General features: G+C 66.6%; 24 protein-coding genes. 14 read left to right on the top strand and 10 right to left on the bottom strand.

The genetic code is table 11. The features are described from left to right. On the top strand, positions 1-896 hold an 896-nt coding region (locus tag ACE3SS_RS08210; protein ID WP_374592769.1), incomplete at its 5' end, for a 4Fe-4S dicluster domain-containing protein. A 21-nt stretch (positions 897-917) separates the two neighbouring features. Here the strand turns inward: ACE3SS_RS08210 and ACE3SS_RS08205 are convergent. Together ACE3SS_RS08205 and ACE3SS_RS08200 are read right to left on the bottom strand one after the other, a co-directional pair. Next, positions 918-1,592 carry a TetR family transcriptional regulator gene (locus tag ACE3SS_RS08205; RefSeq protein ID WP_374592767.1) on the bottom strand — a complete coding sequence of 225 codons (675 nt, stop codon included), beginning with the start codon at positions 1,590-1,592 and terminating at the stop codon, positions 918-920. A gap of 14 nt (positions 1,593-1,606) precedes the next feature. Continuing rightward, positions 1,607-2,401 (bottom strand): SDR family NAD(P)-dependent oxidoreductase, encoded by a 795-nt coding sequence (locus ACE3SS_RS08200; RefSeq protein WP_374592766.1) that lies wholly within the window; start codon positions 2,399-2,401, stop codon positions 1,607-1,609. A 339-nt stretch (positions 2,402-2,740) separates the two neighbouring features. Here ACE3SS_RS08200 and ACE3SS_RS08195 point away from each other — a divergent pair, with 339 nt between their 5' ends. Both ACE3SS_RS08195 and ACE3SS_RS08190 read left to right on the top strand, forming a co-directional pair. Then, on the top strand, positions 2,741-3,673 hold the full coding sequence (locus tag ACE3SS_RS08195) for an esterase/lipase family protein (protein ID WP_374592764.1): 933 nt from the start codon (positions 2,741-2,743) through the stop codon (positions 3,671-3,673). Between the two features lie 249 nt (positions 3,674-3,922). Beyond that, positions 3,923-4,777, top strand: coding sequence for a lipase secretion chaperone (locus ACE3SS_RS08190; protein WP_374592763.1), 855 nt, complete (start codon positions 3,923-3,925; stop codon positions 4,775-4,777). A gap of 16 nt (positions 4,778-4,793) precedes the next feature. Here ACE3SS_RS08190 and ACE3SS_RS08185 read toward each other — a convergent pair whose 3' ends face one another. Both ACE3SS_RS08185 and ACE3SS_RS08180 read right to left on the bottom strand, forming a co-directional pair. Then, entirely contained in the window at positions 4,794-5,891 is a 1,098-nt protein-coding gene (locus ACE3SS_RS08185) for an alkene reductase (RefSeq protein WP_374592761.1), read from the bottom strand. 93 nt (positions 5,892-5,984) lie between these two features. Continuing rightward, complete coding sequence (locus ACE3SS_RS08180; RefSeq protein WP_374592759.1) at positions 5,985-6,578, bottom strand: TetR family transcriptional regulator C-terminal domain-containing protein; 594 nt, start codon at positions 6,576-6,578, stop codon at positions 5,985-5,987. Positions 6,579-6,764: 186 nt separating this feature from the next. On the opposite strand from ACE3SS_RS08180, the gene ACE3SS_RS08175 reads away from it, so the two are divergent. The 3 genes from ACE3SS_RS08175 to ACE3SS_RS08165 all read left to right on the top strand — a co-directional run bounded on the left by ACE3SS_RS08175 (position 6,765) and on the right by ACE3SS_RS08165 (position 7,778). Next, on the top strand, positions 6,765-6,968 hold the full coding sequence (locus tag ACE3SS_RS08175; RefSeq protein ID WP_374592757.1) for a putative motility protein: 204 nt from the start codon (positions 6,765-6,767) through the stop codon (positions 6,966-6,968). A 16-nt stretch (positions 6,969-6,984) separates the two neighbouring features. Continuing rightward, positions 6,985-7,296 (top strand): flagellar basal body protein, encoded by a 312-nt coding sequence (locus ACE3SS_RS08170; protein ID WP_374592755.1) that lies wholly within the window; start codon positions 6,985-6,987, stop codon positions 7,294-7,296. Between the two features lie 98 nt (positions 7,297-7,394). Beyond that, complete coding sequence (locus ACE3SS_RS08165) at positions 7,395-7,778, top strand: hypothetical protein (RefSeq protein WP_374592753.1); 384 nt, start codon at positions 7,395-7,397, stop codon at positions 7,776-7,778. 19 nt (positions 7,779-7,797) lie between these two features. Here the strand turns inward: ACE3SS_RS08165 and dnaE are convergent, their stop codons facing one another. Next, entirely contained in the window at positions 7,798-11,379 is a 3,582-nt protein-coding gene (dnaE, locus tag ACE3SS_RS08160) for a DNA polymerase III subunit alpha (RefSeq protein ID WP_374592751.1), read from the bottom strand. A gap of 66 nt (positions 11,380-11,445) precedes the next feature. Between dnaE and ACE3SS_RS08155 the strand changes: the two genes are divergently transcribed. From ACE3SS_RS08155 to ACE3SS_RS08125, 7 genes are all read left to right on the top strand, one after another. Beyond that, a complete protein-coding gene (locus ACE3SS_RS08155) occupies positions 11,446-11,799 on the top strand; it encodes a DMT family protein (protein ID WP_374592749.1) in 354 nt (117 codons plus the stop codon). A 312-nt stretch (positions 11,800-12,111) separates the two neighbouring features. Beyond that, on the top strand, positions 12,112-12,372 hold the full coding sequence (gene rpsP / locus ACE3SS_RS08150) for a 30S ribosomal protein S16 (RefSeq protein ID WP_374592747.1): 261 nt from the start codon (positions 12,112-12,114) through the stop codon (positions 12,370-12,372). Between the two features lie 39 nt (positions 12,373-12,411). Then, entirely contained in the window at positions 12,412-13,005 is a 594-nt protein-coding gene (gene rimM / locus ACE3SS_RS08145) for a ribosome maturation factor RimM (RefSeq protein ID WP_374592745.1), read from the top strand. Between the two features lie 52 nt (positions 13,006-13,057). After that, on the top strand, positions 13,058-13,837 hold the full coding sequence (gene trmD / locus ACE3SS_RS08140) for a tRNA (guanosine(37)-N1)-methyltransferase TrmD (RefSeq protein WP_374592743.1): 780 nt from the start codon (positions 13,058-13,060) through the stop codon (positions 13,835-13,837). A 94-nt stretch (positions 13,838-13,931) separates the two neighbouring features. After that, the gene (rplS, locus tag ACE3SS_RS08135) at positions 13,932-14,288 is read left to right on the top strand and encodes a 50S ribosomal protein L19 (RefSeq protein WP_374592741.1); all 357 of its coding nucleotides are present in this window, start codon (positions 13,932-13,934) and stop codon (positions 14,286-14,288) included. 80 nt (positions 14,289-14,368) lie between these two features. Further along, positions 14,369-15,052: a CoA pyrophosphatase gene (locus ACE3SS_RS08130; RefSeq protein WP_374592739.1), complete on the top strand. Its 684-nt coding sequence runs from the start codon at positions 14,369-14,371 to the stop codon at positions 15,050-15,052. Positions 15,053-15,166: 114 nt separating this feature from the next. Then, positions 15,167-16,156 carry a CobD/CbiB family protein gene (locus ACE3SS_RS08125; RefSeq protein ID WP_374592737.1) on the top strand — a complete coding sequence of 330 codons (990 nt, stop codon included), beginning with the start codon at positions 15,167-15,169 and terminating at the stop codon, positions 16,154-16,156. A 21-nt stretch (positions 16,157-16,177) separates the two neighbouring features. On the opposite strand, the gene ACE3SS_RS08120 is transcribed toward ACE3SS_RS08125, so the two are convergent. From ACE3SS_RS08120 to ACE3SS_RS08110, 3 genes are all read right to left on the bottom strand, one after another. After that, a complete protein-coding gene (locus tag ACE3SS_RS08120; protein ID WP_374592735.1) occupies positions 16,178-17,206 on the bottom strand; it encodes a hypothetical protein in 1,029 nt (342 codons plus the stop codon). A gap of 78 nt (positions 17,207-17,284) precedes the next feature. Continuing rightward, on the bottom strand, positions 17,285-18,181 hold the full coding sequence (gene rsgA / locus ACE3SS_RS08115; protein WP_374592771.1) for a ribosome small subunit-dependent GTPase A: 897 nt from the start codon (positions 18,179-18,181) through the stop codon (positions 17,285-17,287). A 121-nt stretch (positions 18,182-18,302) separates the two neighbouring features. After that, positions 18,303-19,577: a M48 family metallopeptidase gene (locus tag ACE3SS_RS08110; RefSeq protein ID WP_374592733.1), complete on the bottom strand. Its 1,275-nt coding sequence runs from the start codon at positions 19,575-19,577 to the stop codon at positions 18,303-18,305. Positions 19,578-19,658: 81 nt separating this feature from the next. On the opposite strand from ACE3SS_RS08110, the gene orn reads away from it, so the two are divergent. Then, the gene (gene orn, locus ACE3SS_RS08105; protein WP_374592732.1) at positions 19,659-20,246 is read left to right on the top strand and encodes an oligoribonuclease; all 588 of its coding nucleotides are present in this window, start codon (positions 19,659-19,661) and stop codon (positions 20,244-20,246) included. Positions 20,247-20,252: 6 nt separating this feature from the next. Here the strand turns inward: orn and ACE3SS_RS08100 are convergent, their stop codons facing one another. Continuing rightward, positions 20,253-20,981 (bottom strand): DUF2726 domain-containing protein, encoded by a 729-nt coding sequence (locus tag ACE3SS_RS08100; RefSeq protein ID WP_374592730.1) that lies wholly within the window; start codon positions 20,979-20,981, stop codon positions 20,253-20,255. A gap of 126 nt (positions 20,982-21,107) precedes the next feature. Then, positions 21,108-21,791: an N-acetyltransferase family protein gene (locus ACE3SS_RS08095; RefSeq protein ID WP_374592728.1), complete on the bottom strand. Its 684-nt coding sequence runs from the start codon at positions 21,789-21,791 to the stop codon at positions 21,108-21,110. Between the last annotated feature and the right edge of the window lie 272 nt (positions 21,792-22,063).

Genomic DNA, 22,063 nt, shown 5'->3' with positions numbered 1-22,063 from the left:
TAGCGGCCGAGCTGGGCACGTTCAACTTGTCGGCCTGGGAATGGTTCTGGGTGCTGTTCTACGGCTTCGCCACCTACGGCAACGCCGGCTATCTGCGCGAGCAGATGTGCAAGTACATGTGCCCTTACGCCCGCTTCCAGAGCGCGCTGATCGACAACGACTCGATGGTCATCACCTACGACGCCGGTCGGGGCGAACCGCGCGGCTCGCGCTCACGCAAGGCCGACCCCGCGGCGGCCGGCCTGGGCTCGTGCATCGACTGCACCTTGTGCGTGCAGGTCTGCCCCACGGGCATCGACATCCGCGACGGCCTGCAAAACGAATGCATCGGTTGCGCGGCCTGCATCGACGTGTGCGACGACGTGATGGACAAGATGGGCTACGCCAAGGGGCTGATCCGCTACTCCACCGCCAACGGCGTGGCGCAGGGGCTCACGCGCCGGCAGATGGTGCGCCGCGTGCTGCGGCCGCGCGTGCTGATCTACGGCGGCTTGCTGACGACGGCCGGCGCGTTGTTCGTCATCAGCCTGGTCTTGCGCAGCCCGTTCAACGTGGACGTCATCAAGGACCGCAATGCGCTGGCCCGGCAGGACGAGGATGGCTACATCGCCAACACCTATCGTCTGCAGATCAGCAACAGCTCCGAGCACGCGCAACGCTACCGCGTGGCGGCGAGCGGCTTGCCGGGGCTGTCCGTGCAGGCCGACGCGGCGATCGAAGTGCCCGCGGGCGACGTGCGATCGCTGCCGGTGCAGGTGCGGTTGGCGCCCGATGCGGCGGCCAAGGTCGCCGGGCGAACCAGCTCGATTGTTTTCGATGTGGAGCAGCTGGCTTCGGGGGCGCAGGAGCCGCCTCGCTCGGTGCGCGAGAAATCGATCTTCTTCGTGCCGCGTTGACGCGCGAGGCTCGGCGCGGGCTCAGCGGCGCCGGGCCAGCAGCGTCCCGCGCCAAAGCAGGGTCAGGGCCGTCTGCAGTTCGTCGTGGAAATCACGGTCGTAGACATGCGGCACGCCGCGGGCGGTCAGCGCCTCGATCAGATGCGGCTTCATCGGCGTCGGGCAGTCGCTCAGTTGCCACAAGCCCTGGGTCAGGGCCCAGGTGCGGCGGAGCAGGTCGCTGCCTTGATCGGGCTCCAGCAGCAGCGGCAGGTGCGCTTCCAGCTGCGCGCCGGCCATCATCAAGCCGCCCATCACGCGGGTCTTGAAGTCGAGCAAGGTATCGAGGGGCAGGTTCTTCTCGAGCACCGAGTTGGTCATGGCGGCCAGCGGCAGCAGGTCGGGCAGCGTGCGCAGGCTGGCGCTGAAACCCGCCGCGAAAGCCGCCGCGGCGGCTTCGGCCTGCCTGGGCAGCTGCTGCAACTGCGGCAAAAGAGTGCCCAGCAGTTGCGCGAAGCCGTCGTCGAGCAAGGCGATGAAGATTTCTTCCTTGGTGCCGAACGACAGGTAGACCGTGCCCTTGGCCACGCCGGCCGCCTGGGCGATCTCGGCCACCGTGGGCAGCGCCTGCCTGCGCTGATACAGCGCATGCGCGGCGTCCAGCAGCTGGCGGCGGCGTTGCGCGCGGTCGTCGTCGTTCAGGGTCGGGCGGGGCATGAATCCTTCAGGGCTCAGTCGTTGCGCATCAAAGCATAGGCGATGCGGCGCTGCATCAGGCGCGGCACCAGCCGGTTGGTCCATACCGTGAGCGCATTCGCGAAGCCCGACACGATCGAGGCGCGGCCTCGCTGCATCGCGCGCAGGCCGATGCGGACCACATCCGGGCTGCTCATCATGAACACGCGCTGGTACAGCGTGGGGCGCTGTCCGGCCACGTCCAGGAAGCCGGTGGCGCTGACGCCCGGCGACAGCACGGTCACCTTCACGCCGCGCGGCTTGAGTTCTTCGTGCAGCGCTTCGCCCAGCAGCAGGACGTAGGCCTTGCTGGCGCTGTACGCGGCGTAGGACGGCGAGGCCTGGTAGCCCCCGATCGACGCCACCAGCAGGATCTGGCCGTGCCCGCGCCGGGCCATGTCGGCGCCGAAGAGGTGCGTCAGCTCGGTCAGGCTCATGATGTTGAGCTGCAGCATGTCCATCGTCTTTTGCAGAGGGTGGGCGAGAAAGTCGCCATACACGCCATAGCCGGCGTTGTTGATCAGCACGTCGATGGCGATGCCTTCGGTGTCGAGCTGCCGCTTGAGCTCGACGCCCACGCCGGCGCGGGCCAGATCCATGCCGATCACGCGGGTGCGGATGCCGTATCGCGCCTCCAGCTCGCGCGCCAGCTTCTGCATGGGCTCCACGCGCCGCGCCACCAGCGCCAGGTGATGCCCCTGACGGGCCAGCTCTTGCGCGAAGTCGATACCAAAACCGCTCGATGCTCCGGTGATCAAAGCCCAGGATGCAGAGGTGCTGTTGCGTGACATGGTTTCGCCCTTTAGAGGTGACTGATGGTCAATAAATGCGCCAAAGAATACATGACCAGTGGTCAGCAAACAAGGGACGAGGGTTTTCTCGCGGGGCTGCGCGAAGCCGGCAGCGAGGCAGAGGCCAGTGTTTTCCGCATTGAGAGAAAACGCCCGCGGGTTGACCTGCGGGTCGCGATGCGTCATCCGTACAAATGCGCTCCCTGTCGGCGCGCTCGGCTGCCTAGCATGGAAGACGTGACGTATTCGTGAATCTGTTCACGAACGGCACGCCACAAGGCAGGGCTCGGCAGCAACGGATGGCCGGGTCTCGACACACAAGACCGATAGGAGACAAGCATGGTGAAACAAGCGCTGAAGACGGCGGTGGCCGTCGCCGCGGGCACATTGATGTTGATGGGTGCTGCTCATGCTGGCACCTACGCCCAGACGAAATACCCCATCGTGCTGGCGCACGGCATGGCCGGATTCAGCAGCATCGCGGGCATCGATTACTTCTACGGCGTGCCGCAAGACCTGCGCAGCAACGGCGCCACGGTCTACTCCACCTCGGTGTCGGCGTTCAACTCGGCCGTGCTGCGCGGCGAGCAACTGCTGACGCAGGTCGAAGACATCTCGGCCATCAGCGGCGCCAAGAAGTTCAACCTCGTCGGCCACAGCCAGGGCAACCAGTCGATTCGCTACGTGGCAGCGGTGCGCCCCGATCTGGTGGCCTCGGTCACCTCGGTGGGTGGGGTGACCTTCGGCTCGCCAGTGGCTGACTTGATCCAAGGCTTGTCGGGCCTCGTGGGGCCGACGGTGTCGAACCTCATCGCCAGCGTGGTGAACGCGCTGGGCTCGGTCGAGGCGCTGCTGTCGGGCAACTCGTCGCTGCCGCAGGACTCGCTCGAAGGCACGCTGCCGTCGCTCACCACGTCGGGCGCGGCGGCCTTCAATGCGGCCTACCCGGCCGGCGTGCCCACAACCAGTTGCGGCCAGGGCGCGGCGGTGGTCAACGGCATCCGTTATTACTCGTGGAGCGGCACGGGGCAGGTCTACAACGTGCTCGACCCGGCCGACTACATCCTGAAAGTGACGGCGGCGGTGCTCCCCGAGGCCAGCGACGGTCTGGTGGGCAAGTGCGCGAGCCACCTGGGGGTGGTGCTGCGCGACAACTACCCGATGAACCACCTGCACGAGGTCAACCAGCTGCTGGGTCTCGTCGGGTTGGGTGCCGACCCGGTGGGCTTGTATCGCATCCAGGCCAATCGCTTGAAGAAGCTGGGTCTGTAAATGCGCCGGGTGCTGTCGGGGCGCCGAGAGTTGTCGGGCTCGGCGCCGATTCGGCTCAGCCGACCCCTTTGGCGGCGCGGCAGCACCTGGGCCTGGTTGACCGGGAGCCTGGTAGTCGCCGCCGTGGTCGCGACTCAGGCGGGGCATCTGCGCCATGCAGGTCGCGCAGTCGAAGGCGGTGATGCGGCAGGCCCCGCGGGCGATTGGTTCCGACCGGGTGTCGGGGGGGGCTCGGCTGCGTCACCCGCAGTGCATTTCAAGACGGGGCTGGAGCAACTGCCAGCGTCGCTGCAGGGCACCGACGTCGATGGCGAGTTGCCGGTCGATTCGTCCGGGCACCTGCGCGTGGTGCGCGGCGTGCGCAACTGCTTCGACTACTTTCTCTCGACGATCGGCGAAGAGCCGGTGCAGCAGGTGCGCGAGCGCCTGCAGGCCTACGTGCGCAACCAGCTGAAAGAACCGGCGCGCGCCGAGGCACTCGATCTGCTCAATCGCTATCTCGACTACCGCGCCGCGCTTGAGCAACTGGTGCAGCAGGGGGGCGGCCAGCCCGCCAGCAGCGTCGAGGCCTTGCGCGCTCGCCTGGCGCAGCAGCTCAGCTTGCGTCAGCAACGGTTCAGCCCGACCGAGCACGCGGCGTTCTTTGCCGACGAGGAGCAGCTAGGCAACTACAGCGTCGCCAGCCTGCTGATCGTGCGCGATGCCTCATTGAGCGCTCGCGACAAGGCCGCGCGCCTTCACGAACTCAACGCCACCTTGCCGCCCGAGCTGCAAGAGGCGGTCAGCGCCCGCGAGCGCTACGACCAACTCACGGCCGTGACGCAGGAGCTGCGCGCGCAAGGCGCGTCGGCCGAGGCCGTGCGCGCGGCGCGGGTGCAGATCGTCGGCGCCGAGGCGGCGGATCGGCTCGACGCGCTCGATGCGCAACGCGCCAATTGGCAAAGCCGCTTGCAGGCATTTCAAACGCAGCGTGCCGCGCTCATGAGCGACGCCAGCCTGAGCGAATCGCAGCGGCGTCAGGCCATCGACCAACTGGCCACCCGCTCGTTCAATGCGACCGAGCGGGCGCGAGCCCAGGCATTGACGGACGAAGCCGGCCGCTGACGCCCGCGCGGGCCGATCAGGCCGGCAACGCGGGGTAGTCGGTGTAGCCGTGCGAGCCCTGGCCGCCATACAACGGGGCGTCCTTGAACAACTCGTTGAGCGGCGCGTTTTCTTTCAGGCGGCGCGGCAGGTCCGGGTTGGTGATGGCGGCGCGGCCGAACGACACCAGATCGGCCTGGCCCGATGCCACGACGGCTTCGGCCATGTCCTTGCCGTAGCCGTTGTTCACCATCCAGACGCCGCGGTAGAGGCTGTGCAGCTTCGCGTAGTCGAACGGTGCGTTGTCGCGCGGGCCGCCCGTGGCACCTTCGACCACGTGGATGTACACCGGTTGCAGCTTGTCGAGCTCGCGCACCACGTGCTCGAACAGCGGCTGCGGGGCGCTCTCTTTGGAGTCGTTCACCGGCGACACGGGCGACAGGCGAATGCCCACCTTGTCGGCGCCGATTTCTTGCGTCACGGCCGCCATCACTTCGAGCAGGAAGCGGGCGCGGTTCTCGATCGAGCCGCCGTACTGGTCGGTGCGCTTGTTCGAGCCATCGCGCAAGAAGGCATCAAGCAGGTAGCCGTGGGCGCCGTGGATCTCGACGCCGTCAAAGCCCGCCTGGATCGCGTTGGCGGCCGCCGTGCGGAAGTCGTTCACGATGCCGGCGATCTCGGCGGTCTCCAGCGCGCGAGGCGTGGACGTGTCCACATAGCCTTGGCCCGGGATGAAGGTCTTGGCTTCGGCGCGGATGGCCGACGGTGCCACCGGGGCCTGCTCGCCCGGCTGGAAGGCCGCGTGCGACATGCGGCCCGTGTGCCACAGCTGCACGAAGATCTTGCCTCCCTTGGCGTGCACGGCGTCGGTCACCTTGCGCCAGCCGGCGATCTGCTCGGGTGTGTGCACGCCCGGCGTGGCGTAGTAGCCCTGGGCCTGGGCCGATACCTGCGTGGCCTCGGCCACGATCAGGCCGAACGAGGCGCGCTGCGCGTAGTACTCCACCGTCATCGGGCCCGGCACGTTGCCGGCTTCGGCGCGGTTGCGCGTCAGCGGGGCCATCACCACGCGGTTGGCCAGCTCGATGCCGCCGAGCTTGAACGGTTGGAAGAGGGTGCGATCAGTAGCAGTCATGCGAAAGGCTCCGTGTGTTGGTGGACGGGATGAGAGACGAGCGTCGTGAATCGATGGGCTGTTGTGAGGTGGACGACGTTTGCGGCCGCGCCATCAAGGCCGCAGAAAGTGGTTCAACACCAGCCGCACGGTGTGCCGCAGCGGCTCGGTGGTGTGTTCGATCTTCATGCGCAGCAGGGCGCCCTCCCAGGCGTCCCAGAAGAAGGTGGACAAGTCGAGCGCGCTGATGTCGCCGCGCACCTGGCCGCGCTGCTGCGCCTGCCCGATCAATCCGGCCAGGCGGTCGCGCCAACTGCGCATCGAGTTGCGCAGCACGTCGCGGCACAGCGTGCTCGATTCGCTCACCTCGGCGGCGAAGTTGCCCACCAGGCAGCCTTGGCAATGCGTGTCGGCGTGGTGCTGGATGAAGCGCCCGAACACGTGCTCGATGGCGGCCAGCGGCTCGCCGGGGGCGTCGGCCATGCAGGCGTCCCAGGCTTGGCCGACCCACGCGGTGTAGCGGTCGATGATGGCCGCCGCAAACGCTTCTTTGCTGTCGAAGTGGTTGTAGAACGAGCCCTTGGGCACGCCGGCCTGGTCGGCGATCTGCTGGATGCCGGTGGCGTTGTAGCCGTGCTTGGTGAACAGCAGATAGCCCGCCTCGGTGAGGCGGTTCGGGATGTCGGTCTTGTCGGCGGTGCGTGGCATGGGATGAATAATATGACCAGTCGTCTTGAAATGCCAGCCAGCAGGGTTTTTCGATTTGTGCTGGCTTGACGAACCGGCGGCCGCTGCGCAGAAATTCACGCCAAACCGATCCAGCTGCGTCAAAGGCTTGGAAAAGCGCGGTCAAGCCCCGCAATATCGACGCATGGCCTGTTTCGGAGATCGGCTATGAGTCTGACCAATGACATGAGCGTGAGCGCCGCGGTCGCGGCCACGCAGAGTTCCACCGCCGGTGATTTGCAAATGATGGTGCTGAACAAGGCGCTGAACTCGCAAGCTGCTGCAGCCGTCACCTTGATCGACGCCGTTCCCAAGCCGCCCACGCTGGCCACCGAAGGCACGCTCGGCACGCGGCTCAACACCTACGCTTGAGCCAGGGCGACAGCTCATGATCACCGGCCTGATGTCGACGCCCCAGCTCGCGCTGTCGGGCATGAACGCCGCGCAAACGCGGCTAGACGCTGCCGCGCACAACGTCGCCAACGTGCAGACCGAGCCGTTTCGTCGCGAGCAGGTGCTGCAGCAGACGCAGCCCAGCGGCGGCGTGAGCACGTCACGCACTCGATCCAGCAACGAGGGCAGCGCTCTCGAAACCGACATGGTCGACCAGTTGCAAGCCAGCAGCAGTTACCTGGCCAACCTCGCGGTGTTTCGCACCAGCGACCGCATGATGGGCGCGTTGCTGGACATGACCGCCTGACCGGTTGACGCCGTCCTGACGCCACGCGCCGCGCCACCCGCCACAATGGCTCAACCCTGGGGTGCTGTGCCATGAACGCTTGCCGGATCCGATCTGCTTTGTCGCGTCTGCCTGAAGCCGGGCTGCTGGTCGGCCTGCTCGCCGGCGGCGCGGGCCTGACCGGCTGCACCGTGATGGCCACCGCGACCAACCCGCCGCAAGGCACGCCTTCGTACACCCTGCACGGCCGCAGCGCTCCGGCTCTGCGCGCCGAGGCCGACAAGCTCTGCCCCCACGGCTACGTGGTGACGCGCGAGTGGCAGCACGTCGAAGGCGCCGATCGCAGCGGCAATCCCGCCAAGGCCTTGTTCGCCAGACTGGTCGATCTCGGCATGCCTGGTGGGTTCGACGAGGCGCAGCTCGACGTGCAATGCAAGGCGCCGCCACCGCCACCACCCACGCCTGCGACTAACGCGGCCACCAGCGCGACGCCCCAGACCTGACCAGCTCGGCGCGAGCCGATCAGTCGTAGACGATCGTTGCCTGTCCCTCGTGCGCGGCCTGGCGCCAGCGCTGCAGGGCGGAGTCGGTGGGGAAGAACTTCGCGTCGTCGCCCAGGTCGATCTCGGCTTGGGCCGCCACCTCGCCCTGGCGCCGCTGCAGCGTCAGGCGCACGTTCATGCCCTGCAGCAACTGGCCCTGCTCGGTGGCCACGCTGCGCGGCGGGAAGTCGCGCACCAGCTCGTTGATCGGCGGGGCGCTGCCGTTGACTGCCACGCGCAGGTAGCGCCCGTAGCGGCAGCGCGCAGCCGGCAGGCTCCACACCTGTTGCACGTTGAGGCGCAGGCCGCCCGAGAAGCGATCCGGCTGGACCTTGCCCTGCACCAGCACGAGTTCGTCGTCCTTCAGCAGGTCGCGGTTGGCGTCGAGCGTTTCTTCATTGGCCACCGCCTCGATCACGTCGCTCTTGTCGTCGAGCTTGAAGATGGCGACGCGGCCACGCTGGCCGTTGATCACGCGCAGCTCGCTGATGATGCCGGTCACCATCTGCGGCTCGCGGCTCTCGGCCAGGTCGGCGATGCGCTGGCGCACCATGCGGCGCACCTCGTCGGCGCTCTCGTCGAACAAGTGGCCCGACAGGTAAAAGCCGATCGCGACCTTCTCGTGCGTGAGCCGCTCCTTGATGCTCCAGGCGTCGGTGGTCACCAGCTCGGGCTCTTGCGTCGACGAGCCGTGCGTGTCGGCCCCGCCGAAGTCGAACAGCCCGCCCTGGTCGGCGTTGGCGGCCAGCGTGGCGGCGTAGTCGAAGGCCAAGCCGACGCTGGCGATCAGCGCGGCGCGGTTGGGCTCCAGCTCGTCGAAAGCGCCGCCCTTGATCAGCGCTTCGACCACGCGTTTGTTCACGCGGCCCTTGTCGACGCGCGCGCAGAAGTCGAAGAAGCTCTTGAACGGGCCGCCCTCTTCGCGCACGGCCACGATGGCTTCGATGGCGCCCTGGCCCGTGCCCTTCACGGCGCCGAGGCCGTAGCGGATGCGGCCCTTCTCCGTCTTCGGCGCGTTCACCGGGGAATCGACCGGGATGAAGCGGTACACGCCGGTATTGACGTTCGGCGGCTCGAAGTGGATGCCGAAGTTCTGCGTGGCGTCGTCGAAGAAGATCTTGAGCTTGTCCGTGTCGTCGATCGACACGCTCATGTTGCCCGCGAAGAATTCGCTGGTGTAGTGCACCTTCAGCCAGGCCGTGTGATAGGCCAGCAGCGCATACGCGGCGGCGTGCGACTTGTTGAAACCGTAGCCGGCGAACTTCTCCATCACGTCGAAGATCTCGTTGGCCAGCTCGGGCTTGATGTCGTTCTTGGCGGCGCCCTCGGCAAAGATCTGGCGGTGCTCGGCCATCTCCTCGGCCTTCTTCTTGCCCATCGCGCGGCGCAGCATGTCGGCGCCGCCGAGCGAGTAGCCGCCCACGCGCTGCGCCACCTGCATCACCTGCTCCTGGTAGACCATGATCCCGTAGGTCTCGTTGAGCACGGCCTCCATCAGCGGATGCGGGTAGGTCACCTCTTCCTTGCCGTGCTTGCGCGCGCAGAACGACGGGATCAGGTCCATCGGGCCCGGCCGGTACAGCGCGACCAGCGCGATGATGTCCTCGAACAGGCTGGGCTTGGCGTCGCGCAACATGCCTTGCATGCCGCGACTTTCGAGCTGGAACACGGCCACCGTCTTGCCTTCGCTGAGCAGGTCGAAGGTGGGTTTGTCGGTGAGCGGCAGCTTGGCGAAGTCGAAGTCCTTTTGATCGGGGTGCCGCGCGACGATGAACTCTTTCGCGGTCTCCAGGATGGTCAGCGTGGCCAGGCCCAGGAAGTCGAACTTCACCAGGCCGATGGCTTCGACGTCGTCCTTGTCGTACTGGCTCACCGCCGAGTCGCTGCCCGGCTGCATGTAGAGCGGGCAGAAGTCGGTGATTTTGCCGGGCGCGATCAGCACGCCACCCGCGTGCATGCCGATGTTGCGCACCATGCCTTCGACGCGCATCGCCAGGCTCAGCAGCTCGGCCACTTCCTCTTCGTTCTTCTCGCGCTCTTCGAGCTCGGGCGCCTCGTGACGCGCGTAGATCATCTTGGCCTTGTCGGGGTCGAAGTCGGGCGGCAGCTTGGCCAGCGTTACCGTCTTGCCGGGCGGCGCGGGGATGAGCTTGGCGATGCCGTCCACATGGCCATAGCCCATGCCCAGCACGCGGCCCACATCGCGCAGCGCGGCCTTGGCGGCCATGGTGCCGAAGGTCGCGATCTGCGAGACGGCGTCGCGGCCGTATTTCTCTTTGACGTAGTCGATCACGCGGTCGCGGTTGCCCTGGCAGAAGTCGATGTCGAAGTCGGGCATCGAGACGCGCTCGGGGTTCAGGAAGCGCTCGAACAGCAGGTTGTACTTGAGCGGGTCGAGGTCGGTGATCTTCAGCGCGTAGGCCACCAGCGAGCCGGCGCCCGAGCCCCGGCCGGGGCCCACCGGGCAGCCGTTGTTCTTGGCCCAGTTGATGAAGTCCGCCACGATCAGGAAGTAGCCGGGGAAGCCCATCTTCAGGATCGTGTTGATCTCGAAGTCGAGCCGCTCTACATACGTCGGACGCTGCTGATCGCGCTCGGCGGCCTCGGGGAAGAGATGCGCCAGCCGCTCTTCGAGACCTTCGTGCGACAGCTGGCGGAAGTAGTCTTCCATCGGCATCGGCGAGCCCTTGTTGGGACCATCCTCCAGCAGCGGCGTCGGAAAGTTCGGCAACTGCGGCTTGCCCAGCACCAGCGTGAGCGCGCAGCGTCGCGCGATCTGCACGCTGTTGTCGAGCGCCGCGGGCAGGTCGGCGAACAGCTCGCGCATCTGCGCTTCGGTCTTGAAATACTGCTCGCGCGAAAAGCGCTTGATGCGGCGCGGGTTGCCCAGCGTTTCGCCTTCGGCCACGCACACGCGGGCTTCGTGCGCCTCGAAGTCGTCCGGCGTGGCGAACTGGATCGGGTGCGTCGCCACCACGGGCAAGCCCAGCTCGGCCGCCAGCGGCACGGCGGCGCGCACATGCGCTTCCTGTGTCGGCAGGCCGGCGCGTTGCAGCTCGATGTAGAAGCGGCCCTTGAAGATGTCGGCCAGCTGCCGGGCGACCTGCGCGGCGCGGCCGTGGTCGCCCATCAGCAGCGCTTGCCCGACTGCGCCGGCATCGGCGCCCGAGAGCGCGATCAGGCCTTCATGGTGCTCTTGCAGCCAAGGCCATTTGACGTGCGCCTGGGCGCGCTGCGCGTTGGTCGTCCAGCCCTTGGCGAGCAACTCGCAGAGGTTCAGGTAGCCCGTGCGGTTCTGCACCAGCAGCAGCAGTCGGCTGGGCGGGCGGGTGGCGCCGGCACCGGTTTCGTCTTCGAGCCAGATGTCGGCGCCGATGAGGGGCTGCACGCCCTTGCCGCGCGCGGCCTTGTAGAACTTGATCGCCCCGAAGAGGTTGTTCAGGTCGGTGATGGCCATCGCCGGCTGCTTGTCGGCAGCGGCCATATCGGCCATGTCGTCGATGCGCAAAGTGCCATCGACGACGGAATATTCGGTGTGGGAGCGCAGGTGTGCAAAAGCCATCCCGCGATTCTAGGAGGGGGGTGGCCGGGGCCGGTTGCGCGGCGGGCGCCTGGATAGACTGCCGGCATGAACGCCTTGCCCATCCCCTTGCAGACAGCGCTGCTGCTCATCGCCTCCAATGTCTTCATGACCTTTGCCTGGTACGGGCACCTCAAGAACCTGGCAGACCGGCCCTGGTTCGTCGCCGCGCTGGCCAGCTGGGGGATCGCGCTCTTCGAGTATCTGCTGCAGGTGCCCGCCAACCGCATCGGCGCGCAGCAGTTCAGTGTCGGCCAGCTCAAGGTGATCCAGGAGGTGATCACGCTCAGCGTCTTCGTGCCGTTTTCGGTGCTCTACATGGGGCAGACGCTCAAGCTCGACTACCTCTGGGCGGCGCTGTGTCTGGTCGGCGCCGCCTACTTCATGTTTCGCTCGGCTTGAGGGGTAGGTTGCCAAGGGGGCGATGACCTTATACAATGCCCGGTTTTCGAGGCTGGCCGTGGGCTTGGCCGTCGGGTTCAGCACCGCTTGGTGCGGGGCCGGCGCGGAACAGGTGCGCGGCGCGATCTAACAGCCCTTGAAAAACCAATTGCCGGTCGGCTCTTGGGTTGGCATGTCGCCTAGCCGCGCTTGCCGATTCGAGGCGTCGATCTTTTGACTGGCAAACCCCGCGTGTCTCCCGGGTTGTTGACAGTTTTGCCAGGGTGGGTGGGCCAACGTGCCGTGCACCCTCGTATCGTCCAAGGAAACAACATGGTCGTGATTCGACTCTCTCGTGGTGGCTCCAAGAAGCGCCCGTTCTTCAATATCGTCGCCGCTGACTCGCGCAACCCGCGTGACGGCCGCTTCCTCGAGCGCGTGGGTTTCTACAACCCGGTGGCTTCGGGCAACGCCGAGTCGCTGCGTCTGGCTTTCGACCGTCTCGACCACTGGGTCAAGAATGGCGCCCAGGTTTCGCCCACCGTGGCACGCCTGGTCAAGCAAGCCCAGCAGGCCGCAACGCCCGCCGCCTGATCGGCCTGCGGCGTTTCGGGGTTGGTCAGCGCGCCATTGATGCAGTCTGCAATTGACCCCGAAGCCTGGCCTGACGATGCCGTCGAAGTCGGCCGCATCGTCGACGCCTGGGGCATAAAGGGTTGGATCAAGGTCCAGCCTTATTCCTCCGACCCCCAGGCGCTCTTTTCCAGCAAGCGCTGGTACATCCGCCCCCCCGAAGAACGTTTTGCCAAGCCGCGCCCTGCGGGTTCGCCCGCCTGGCCCACGCTGCTGCGCATCAGTCAGGCCAAGGAGCATGGCGACGTGGTGGTGGCGCAAGCGCCCGACGTGCCCGATCGCTCGGCTGCCGAGGCGCTCAAGGGCGGTCGCGTATTCATCTCGCGCGCCAGCTTCCCCACGGCCGACGCCAACGAGTTCTACTGGGTCGATCTGGTCGGCCTGGATGTGGTCAGCCGCGATGGCGCCGCGCTCGGCAAGGTCGTCGATCTGCTCGACACCGGCGCGCACAGCGTGTTGCGCATCGAAGATGCCGCGGGCGCCAAAACCGTCGAGCGGCTGATTCCGTTCGTTGACGCCTACATCGATTCGGTCGACCTCCCGGGCAAGCGCATCACCGTCGACTGGTCACCCGAGTGGGATCTTGACGCTTGAGCTGGCTATCAGCCTGCTGACTTGAGTCGCCGCACGGCGCACACTGGCCCTCATGCGCTTCGACGTTGTCACCCTTTTCCCTGAGTTGTTCGAACCCTTCACCCGCATCGGCGTGACGCGCCGTGCGTTCGAGGGCAGCGCGCCGGCCGTGCAACTGCGCCTGTGGCCGCTGCGCGAATTCGCCGACGATGCCTACCGCCGCGTGGACGACCGTGCCTACGGCGGCGGCCCCGGCATGGTGATGCTGGTCGAGCCGCTGGAGCGCGCTCTGTCGGCCATCCGTGCCGATCAGCAGGCGGCGGGCAGCGGGCCGACTCCCGTGATCCTGTTCAGTCCGGCGGGGCGTCCGCTCACGCAGCAGCGCGTGACGGCGCTGGCCGCCAGTCCGGGGGCGGTGCTGATTTGCGGGCGCTACGAAGGCATCGATCAACGCTTCATCGACCGGCACGTCGATGAAGAAATCAGCCTGGGCGATTACGTGCTGTCGGGCGGCGAGTTGCCGGCCCTGACCTTGATCGACGCGGCAGCGCGCCTGCAGGCCGGTGTGCTGAACGACGCCCAGAGCCACGAGCAGGACAGCTTTTCGGACGGCCTGCTCGACTGCCCGCACTACAGCCGCCCCGAGGTGCTCGCCAGCGCGGCGGGCGAGCCTGATGCGGTGCCGCCGGTGCTGCTGTCGGGCCATCATGCCCAGATCGCCCGCTGGCGCCGCGAGCAGCAATTGCGCCTGACCTGGCTGCGTCGCCCCGAGTTGATCGCGGCTGCGCGGGCGGCTGGCCGCCTGAGCAAGGCCGACGAGCGGTTTCTGGCGCAGCTCAAATCCGCCCCCTGAAACTCAAATTCAGCTACAATCCCCGGTTTTCCGATCCTCTACCCGGCTTTTTCAAACATTTTTGGCGCGGGCACGATCACCCAAGGAGCTATTGATGGCCAACATCATCGAAGTGCTCGAGCAAGAAGAAATCGCTCGACTCAACAAAACCATCCCCGAGTTCGCCCCTGGCGACACCGTGATCGTCAGCGTCAACGTGGTTGAAGGCACCCGCAAGCGCGTGCAGGCCTACGAAGGCGTCGTGATCGGCAAGCGCAACCGCGGCTTGAACAGCAGCTTCATCGTGCGCAAGATCTCGAGCGGCGAAGGCGTGGAGCGCACGTTCCAGCTGTACAGCCCGCTGATCGCCTCGATCGAGGTCAAGCGCCGCGGCGACGTGCGCCGCGCCAAGCTGTACTACCTGCGTCAGCGCAGCGGCAAGTCGGCTCGCATCAAAGAGAAGCTGGCCTGAGCGAACGTCACCGAACGCTTCGCGCCGTTTCGATCAAACCGCCTGCTGCAGCACTGCACAGGCGGTTTTTTCATTGCGCCATGACCATCATCATCGATCCCACCGTCGCGCCCATCCTGGGGCAGGACTCCGACCTGCCGCCCGTCGCGGCGAGTCAGTTGTGTCCGTCCGCCTTGCGTCAGCGTTTCGAGCGGCCGCCGACGTGGCAGCCCGAGATGGTGGCCGATCGCTTGGGGGCGGGTGCCGGGCTGGCTGATGCGGCCGTGCTGGTGCCGCTGGTGATGCGCGACGAACTCACGGTGCTGCTCACGCGCCGCACGCCGCACCTCAAGGCGCATGCCGGGCAGATCGCCTTTCCGGGCGGCCGCGGCGAGCCGGACGACCTCGACGCCGTGCACACCGCCTTGCGCGAGGCGGCCGAGGAGGTGGGGCTGGCGCGCGAGTGGGTCGAGGTGATCGGCGCGCTGCCGACCTACACCACGATCACCGGTTTCGTCGTGACGCCGGTGGTGGGGTTGGTATCGCCCGAGTTGAGGCTGCGGCCGGATCCGAACGAGGTCGAGGAAGCCTTCGAGGTGCCGCTGAGTTTCTTGATGAACCCGGCCCATCATCAGCGGCGCGGTTTCGATGTGGGGGCGGGGCGCCACGAGTTTTTCGCCATGCCCTGGACGCCGCCTTCTGCCGAGGGCGCCGCTCGCGAATACTTCATCTGGGGCGCGACGGCGGCCATGCTGCGCAACCTCTACCGCTTTCTGTCCGCTTGAGAGGAGCCGCGTCGGCCCCAGGTTGTCGCGCCGGTGCCGCATCGGATCGCTTGTGGCGCCACTGCAGCCTTGTTTGCGCGATGAGCCTGACGGCCTCGCCGGTATGATCGCCGCATGAGCTTTTTCGCTGTGCTGTTCGCCTTGCTGATCGAGCAGCTCAAGCCGCTGCCGCAGCGCAATTCGGTGCATGAGACCCTGACCGGGTGGTCGCGCTGGGCGGGGCGTAATTTCGATGCCGGAGCACCGCACCACGCCTGGGTCGTGTGGGGCATGACTGCGGTCGTGCCCGCTCTCGTGGCCGCGCTCATCTACCGCGGCATCGTCCACTACAGCCTGTTGCTCGGCTTGGTGTGGGACGTGGTCGTGCTCTACGCCACGCTGGGTTTTCGCCAGTTCAGCCACCATTTCACCAACATCCGCGACGAACTCGAAAGCGGTCGCGAAGACGAAGCCCGTCGCTTGCTCGCGCAGTGGCGCCACGTCGATGCGTCCGATCTGCCGCGCAACGAGTTGCTGCGCCACGTGATGGAGCATTCGCTGGTGGCGGCGCACCGCTACGTGTTCGGCGTGTTCTTCTGGTTCGTGCTGCTGTCGTCGGTCGGCTTGGGGCCGATGGGCGCGGTGCTCTACCGCATGGCCGAGTTCGTCAGCCGCTATTGGGCCTACAAGAGCCATGTGACCGGCGAGCCGACCAACGATGGTCTGCGTCAGCTCTCGCAGCGTTTGTTCACCTGGCTCGATCATGTGCCGGCCCGCTTGACGGCCTTCGGTTTTGCCGTGGTCGGCAATTTTGAAGATGCCGTTCAAGCCTGGCGGCAATATGCGGCGCTCTGGAGCGGTCGCAACGAGGGCGCGTTGCTGGCCTCGGCGGCGGGGGCGGTCGGGGTGCAACTGGGTGGCAGCCCCGCGCCTGGTCTGCAGCAGGATCGCAGCAAGACCTTCGGCAGCGGCGACCAGGCCGAGGCCACCGCGTCGGCTGGCAGCACGCCGGGTGCCGTGCCGCAGATGGGGCATCTGCGCAGCGTGGTTGGCCTGATCTGGCGCTCGGTGGTGCTGTGGATGCTGCTGCTGGCCTTGCTGACACTGGCCAATCTGGTGGGCTGAGCCGCATCGGCTGGCCTGGGCTCAAGCCAGCGCCCGAGCAGCTTCATCAAGCAGGTCGGTCGGCGACAGCAGTTCGCCGCGCGGAAAGCGCACCAGCGCGAAGGTCCGGGTTTGCGGCGGAGCGGTGTTGAAGCGCGCCATCGAGAAGGTCAACCCGTCGCCTGTCGGCCTGCCGTGGTCGTCCTGCAGCACGTTCAGGGCGTCGAGGCGAGCGCGTCGCTCGAACAGCTCCAGATATTGATGCGGATCGAGCAGCACGTCGTGCAGACGTTCGAGGTCATGACTCAGGCTGTCGGTGCGCCCGCCCAGTTCGGCGAGTTGTCGTTCGTTGTCGGCGAGCGCGGCGCGCAGGCGTGCCTCGTCGGTTGGGGTGGCGGGGCGCGACGGCGTCGCCAGCATGCCGGCACCGCGAAGCTCCAGCAGGCGCAAGCGGCTTTTGAGCAGGGCGCGGTCTTGATCGAGCTGGTCGCGCTGCTGGCGATCGGCCATGATCAGCGTCAGCCCGCGCAGGGCGAGTTCGTCGAGCACGCGGCGGCTGATTTCGGTGCGCAGGCTGGGCTCGTCGGCTGCGCAGACGTGGGCGTGATGTTCGCTGAAGCACCAGGTCGTGCGCGGTACGTCGTGCCGATACGTGTCGCCCTCCCGCGCCACGCCGAAGGCTGATCGTTCGGTCAGTTTCATGCCCAGCAGCACATGCGCCTGGTGCTCGTGGGGGTGCTGGGCGAAATAGTCCTGCAATTTGTGCGAGCGGCTCAGCTCGCGCGCCACGTCGTCGGCCGAGGCAAAGAAGGCGCGGATCATCGGATCGTCTCGCCACGCGCCGACACTCGCCAGGCGCGCAGCCGGCAAGGCGCGGGCCACGAAATGCGCGTAGTCGAGCGATCGCTCCACCGCCGGGGTCAGGCGGGCCTTGTAGCGTGGCGCCAAGCGCAGACGCGGGTGGGATTCGGTGATGCGGTCAAGCGCGGCGTCCACGTCTCGCGCATCGAGCGCTGGCGTGCGTGGCGATCGCGTCTCGCGGCGGCAGCCGTGCCGGTCGAACCTTTCCATGTCCGGGCCCTCCGTCCTGAGCAAGGCGCGCCAAACCCGGTCGCTTCGCGGTCATCGCCGCGTGGCGGGGCTGCAGGCCTACCAGCGGGGCTGGGCAAGTTCGGCGCGCAGTTCAGCGTACAGCTTGTAGCGTGTCGGGCTGATGTCGCCGCCCTGAGCCGCCAGGATCACGCCGCAGCCCGGCTCGTGCAGATGGGTGCAGTTGTGAAACCGGCACTGGCCGAGGTGGCGGGCAAGGTCAGGCATGCGTTGGGCGAGGCCATCGGCCGCGATGTGGTGCAGGCCGAATTCTTGAAAGCCCGGCGAGTCGATCAGCGCGGTGGTGTTCGAGCCGTCGGCCCAGTACCACTGCGTGGTGGTGGTGGTGTGCTTGCCGGAGTTCAGCGCCTTCGAGATCTCGCCGATCTCGGCCTTGGCCTCGGGCGCCACGGCGTTGATCAGCGTGCTCTTGCCCGCGCCCGACGGGCCGAGGACCAGCGTGATGCGGTTGTCGAGGTAGGGGGCGAGCAGCGCCCGGGCTTCATCGGCGCGATGCTTGAGCGACAGCTCCAGCACGTCGTAGCCCATCGCCTTGTAGGGCGTCAGTCGCTGCCGCGCGGTGTCCGCGCCGGGCAGGTCGACCTTGTTGAGCACGATGCATGCGTCGATGCCGGCGTCCTCGGCGGCGATCAGCGCACGGGTCAACTGCGCCTCGCTGAACACCGGCTCCACGGCGATCCAGATCAGCAGTTGATCGAGGTTGGCCGCGAACGATTTGCTGCGCCACTCGTCTTGTCGGTACAGCAGGTTGCGGCGCGGCTCGATTTGCTCGATCACGCCTTCGTCGCCGCTGGCATGGGTGAGCTGCCAACGCACCCGGTCGCCGACGACCACCTCGCTCTTCTTGCCGCGCGAGTGGCAGATCAGGCGCTGTCGCGTGGGCGTTTCTACGACGCAATGTCGACCGTGCGTGACGACGACGAGGCCGCTTTCCAGCCCCGCATCGAGCGGCGAGCCGGACTGGCTGGTGACCTTGTTGTCGAGACGATTGAAGCGGGGAGCGCGCGAGGCCACGAGGCAGGCTTTCTTGGGACGGTGATGACGGCGGCGTGCGCGATCAGGTGGGCAGCATCGCGGCCAGTCGTTCGGCGGCCGGCGGGTGCGAGTAGTAGAAGCGCACGTAGAGCGGGTCAGGGGTCAGCGTCGAGGCGTTGTCTTCGTACAGCTTGAGCAGCGCGTTGGCCAGATCGCGGCCGCTGGCCTGGGCGCAGGCGTAGGCGTCGGCCTCGAACTCGTGGCGGCGCGACAAGCCGGCAAACAGCGGCGAGACGAAGAAGCTGAACACCGGCGCGGCCAGCATGATGAGCAGCAGCGCGAGGGCGTCTTTCGGGGCATGCGCGACGATGTTGGCGCGCTGGATGCCCAGTCCTTCGTAGAACCAGGGTTGGTGACTCAGCCAGCCCAGCAGCGCGAAGCCGGCCAGGCTCAGGGCGAACATCGACACGATGCGCTTGAGCACGTGCTTGTGCTTGAAGTGGCCCAACTCGTGAGCCAGCACGGCCTCGACCTCGCCCGGGCTCAGCGAATTCAGCAGCGTGTCGAAAAACACCACGCGCTTGGCGGCACCGAAGCCGGTGAAGTAGGCGTTGGCGTGGGCCGAGCGCTTCGAGCCGTCCATCACGAACAGACCCTTGGCGGCAAAGCCGCAGCGCGCCATCAAGGCCTCGACGCGATTTTTCAGGGCATCGTCCTGCAGCGGCTCGAACTTGTTGAACAGCGGCGCGATCACGGTCGGGTAGAGCACCAGGATCAGCAGGTTGAAGCCCATCCACACGGCCCAGGCCCACAACCACCAGGTGGGGCCGGCCGCGCCCATCAGCCACAGGATGACCGCCGCGATCGGCAAGCCCAGCAGCGCGCCGATCAGCACGCCCTTGATCAGGTCGCCCACCCACATGCCCAGCGTCATGCGGTTGAAGCCGTAGCGCTGTTCGAGGCGGAAGGTGCTCCACCACGAAAACGGCAAGTCGAGCGCGCCGCTGATCAGGGCAAAGCTGCTCAGCAAGGCAAGCTGATAGGCCATGCCTCCCCAGCGCGGCAGCACGGCGTCGCGCACGGCGGCATTCAGCGCGTCGAGTCCGCCCAGCAAGGTCCAGCCCAGCAGCAACACGGTTTCGAGCGCCAGGGTGACCAGGCCGAAGCGCAGTTTGGCGATGGTGTAGTCGGCGGCGCGCTGATGCGCGTCGAGCGCGATGATCCGAGCGAATGCGGTGGGGACGGTGTCGCGATGTTGCGCCACGTGCTTGACCTGGCGCGTAGCCAGCCAGAGTCGGGTGAGCAGCGTGGCACAGAGGAATGCCGCGAAAAGGGCGGTGAGATGGCCGGATTGCATAGCCAGCCAGTGTATGGGCTCGCGGACGAGCACGGCCGGCGGCACAATCGTTCTCTGCACCTCAAACTGATCTTCCAACTCATGACCACTGACGCCACCCCTTCCGCCGCGGACACGACCACCTTGGCTTGCAGCGACCAGAACCTCATCTGGATCGACCTCGAGATGACCGGGCTCAAGCCCGAGAGCGACCGCATCATCGAGATCGCCGTGGTCGTGACCGATCCGCAGCTGTCGGTGCGCGTCGAGGGCCCGGTCTTCGCGGTGCACCAGAGTGATGCCACGCTCGACGCGATGGACGCCTGGAACAAGGGCACCCATGGCAAGAGCGGTCTGATTGACCGCGTGAAGGCGTCAACCTTCGCCGAGGCCGATGCCGAGGCGGCGGTGATTGCCTTTCTCAAGCAATACGTGCCGGCGGGCAAGTCGCCGATGTGCGGCAACTCGATCTGCCAGGATCGCCGCTTCCTGGCCAACTACATGCCCAGGCTGGAAGACTTCTTCCACTACCGCAACCTCGACGTGAGCACGCTCAAGGAGCTGGCCAAGCGCTGGAAGCCGGGGCTGGCCGAAGGCTTCAAGAAGGCGCAGGCACATACCGCCCTGGCCGATATCCACGAGTCCATCGACGAACTCGTGTACTACCGCCAGCACTTCCTGCAGGTCTGAGCCGACTCAAGCCGTGCGCGGGCGCGGCGGTGGCTCGTCTTCGAGGGGCACCGTGTGGCGCGCCATCGGGTCGAGGTCGCTGAGCGCGGCGTCGAGTCGGCTGTCGGCGGCAAAGAAGGAGTCGGACGCGAAGCTGGAGTCCTGCCAGCGTGCGCCACGCTCGGCGCGGCGTTTGCGCACCGTGTTGGCGAGCTGCGCGCCGGCCGCCGCGATGCTGGGGCCCGAATGCTCGTGCGAGGTGTCGCGCGCCTGGCTCATCGCGTCGCTGGAGATCCAGCGGCGGATATCGTTGGCGCTCGGGAAGTCGTCCGCCTGGTAACGCACATAGTTGACGCCGCAGGCGCGCAGTGCTTCGGTCTTGATGCGTTTCTGGCGGGCCGACAGCGCGCCGTGATCCACGTCGATGGCCGCCAGCACGCGGCCGTTGGGGGCGCAGATCGCAAAGCCCACGTGCATGGGTTGCAGTAGGTCGTACCAGACCAATGATTCCTTGCGCGACATGGCCTGGCAAAAGCGCAGCAGCGGCAGCTTGGCCAGGATCACGTGATCAGGCAGCGTCTGCACCAGTCGGCGATACAGCGCGCGTTCGTCGGCATTGAACACCGGGCGTCCGGCCAGATGCCAGTTCTTCGGCAAAGTCTTGCGTCTGCGGTGGTCGTATTTCGGGCGCAGCACCCAGGCGCACAACATGCCCGCCGCGAAGGCCGCGCCCGCCATCCACATCGCCGTCGACATCAAGTTCGATCCTCAGACTTGCCAAGCTACAACCTGAAGAATGTTACCGGGGGTTGACGGTCAACCCAATCCCTCAACACCGTGTCGCTGTGCGGGATAACGCGAAGCCGATGCGGATTCGTCAGCTCAGTCGAGCCGCTTGCGCAGCCAGGCGGTCAGCCGCTGACTGTGCAGACGGAAGCGATAGTTGAGTTCGCCAGCGCTGTCTTCGAGTGCGCCGCCCAGGTGAGTGGTGACGGTGTCGACCGGCAACTGCAACCAGGCTTCGGCATCGGGGCCCGAATATTCGAGCGTGGCGCCGGCGTTCATGGCGATTTTCAGCATGGCCGAGTTCTCGGTCAGCGCGTTGATGAACAGCGCCTCGGTGCCGCGATTGCGCGCTCGCAAGATGGCATTGCGGAAGAGCCGATCGCCATAGCCGCGACCGCGAGCCTCGCGCAGCACCGACACGCCAAACTCCACCAGCGGCGGATGCCCTTTGAGCTGTGCCGGGCGGGTGTACGCCAGATGCGCCATGGCGATCAGATCGAGTCGGCGGTTGTAAATGCCGAACACTTCGTCGAAATCGAAGTCCAGTCCGTCGACGTAGCGTTTGATCTGCTCGTCCGATGTGGTGGCGCCAAAGCGGAGGTGGCGGTCTTCAGGCGACAGTTGCAACAGGTGGGCCAGCACCAGCGGGCGATGCCGCGCCGACAGCGTGCGGATCGGCACCCAGTTGCGCCACCACGGTTTGCCCCCAGGCAGCGGCGTGCCGCCACTCGGCGTGATGCCGAAGCGGTCGAATTCGCCGGAGGACTGCGTGATATTCATGAAAATTCAGGGTAAACGCTTAGATCGTAATCGTGGCAGCAAGCTGAAGCAAGGCGCCAGGAGCGCAATCGACCGGAACATCAGCTGAAAGTCTGCGCAACGTGTTTATTGTGCAATGCAGCAAATGCCCCTGGTTGTGACGTTTCGTCAGAACTTGTGGCGAGAGCTGAACGTCAGCTACAATATTCGGCTCTCCCTTCTTTGGCTTGAGGGAGTCGGGCTAGCTTGAGTTGGCCTGCTGCCTGCCTAAGAGGCCGCCAAATCCTGACTCG

Origin of the sequence: Aquabacterium sp., from assembly GCF_041915145.1 — a bacterium.
Lineage (GTDB): Bacteria > Pseudomonadota > Gammaproteobacteria > Burkholderiales > Burkholderiaceae_C > Aquabacterium.
This window is presented reverse-complemented; position numbering and strand designations above follow the sequence as displayed.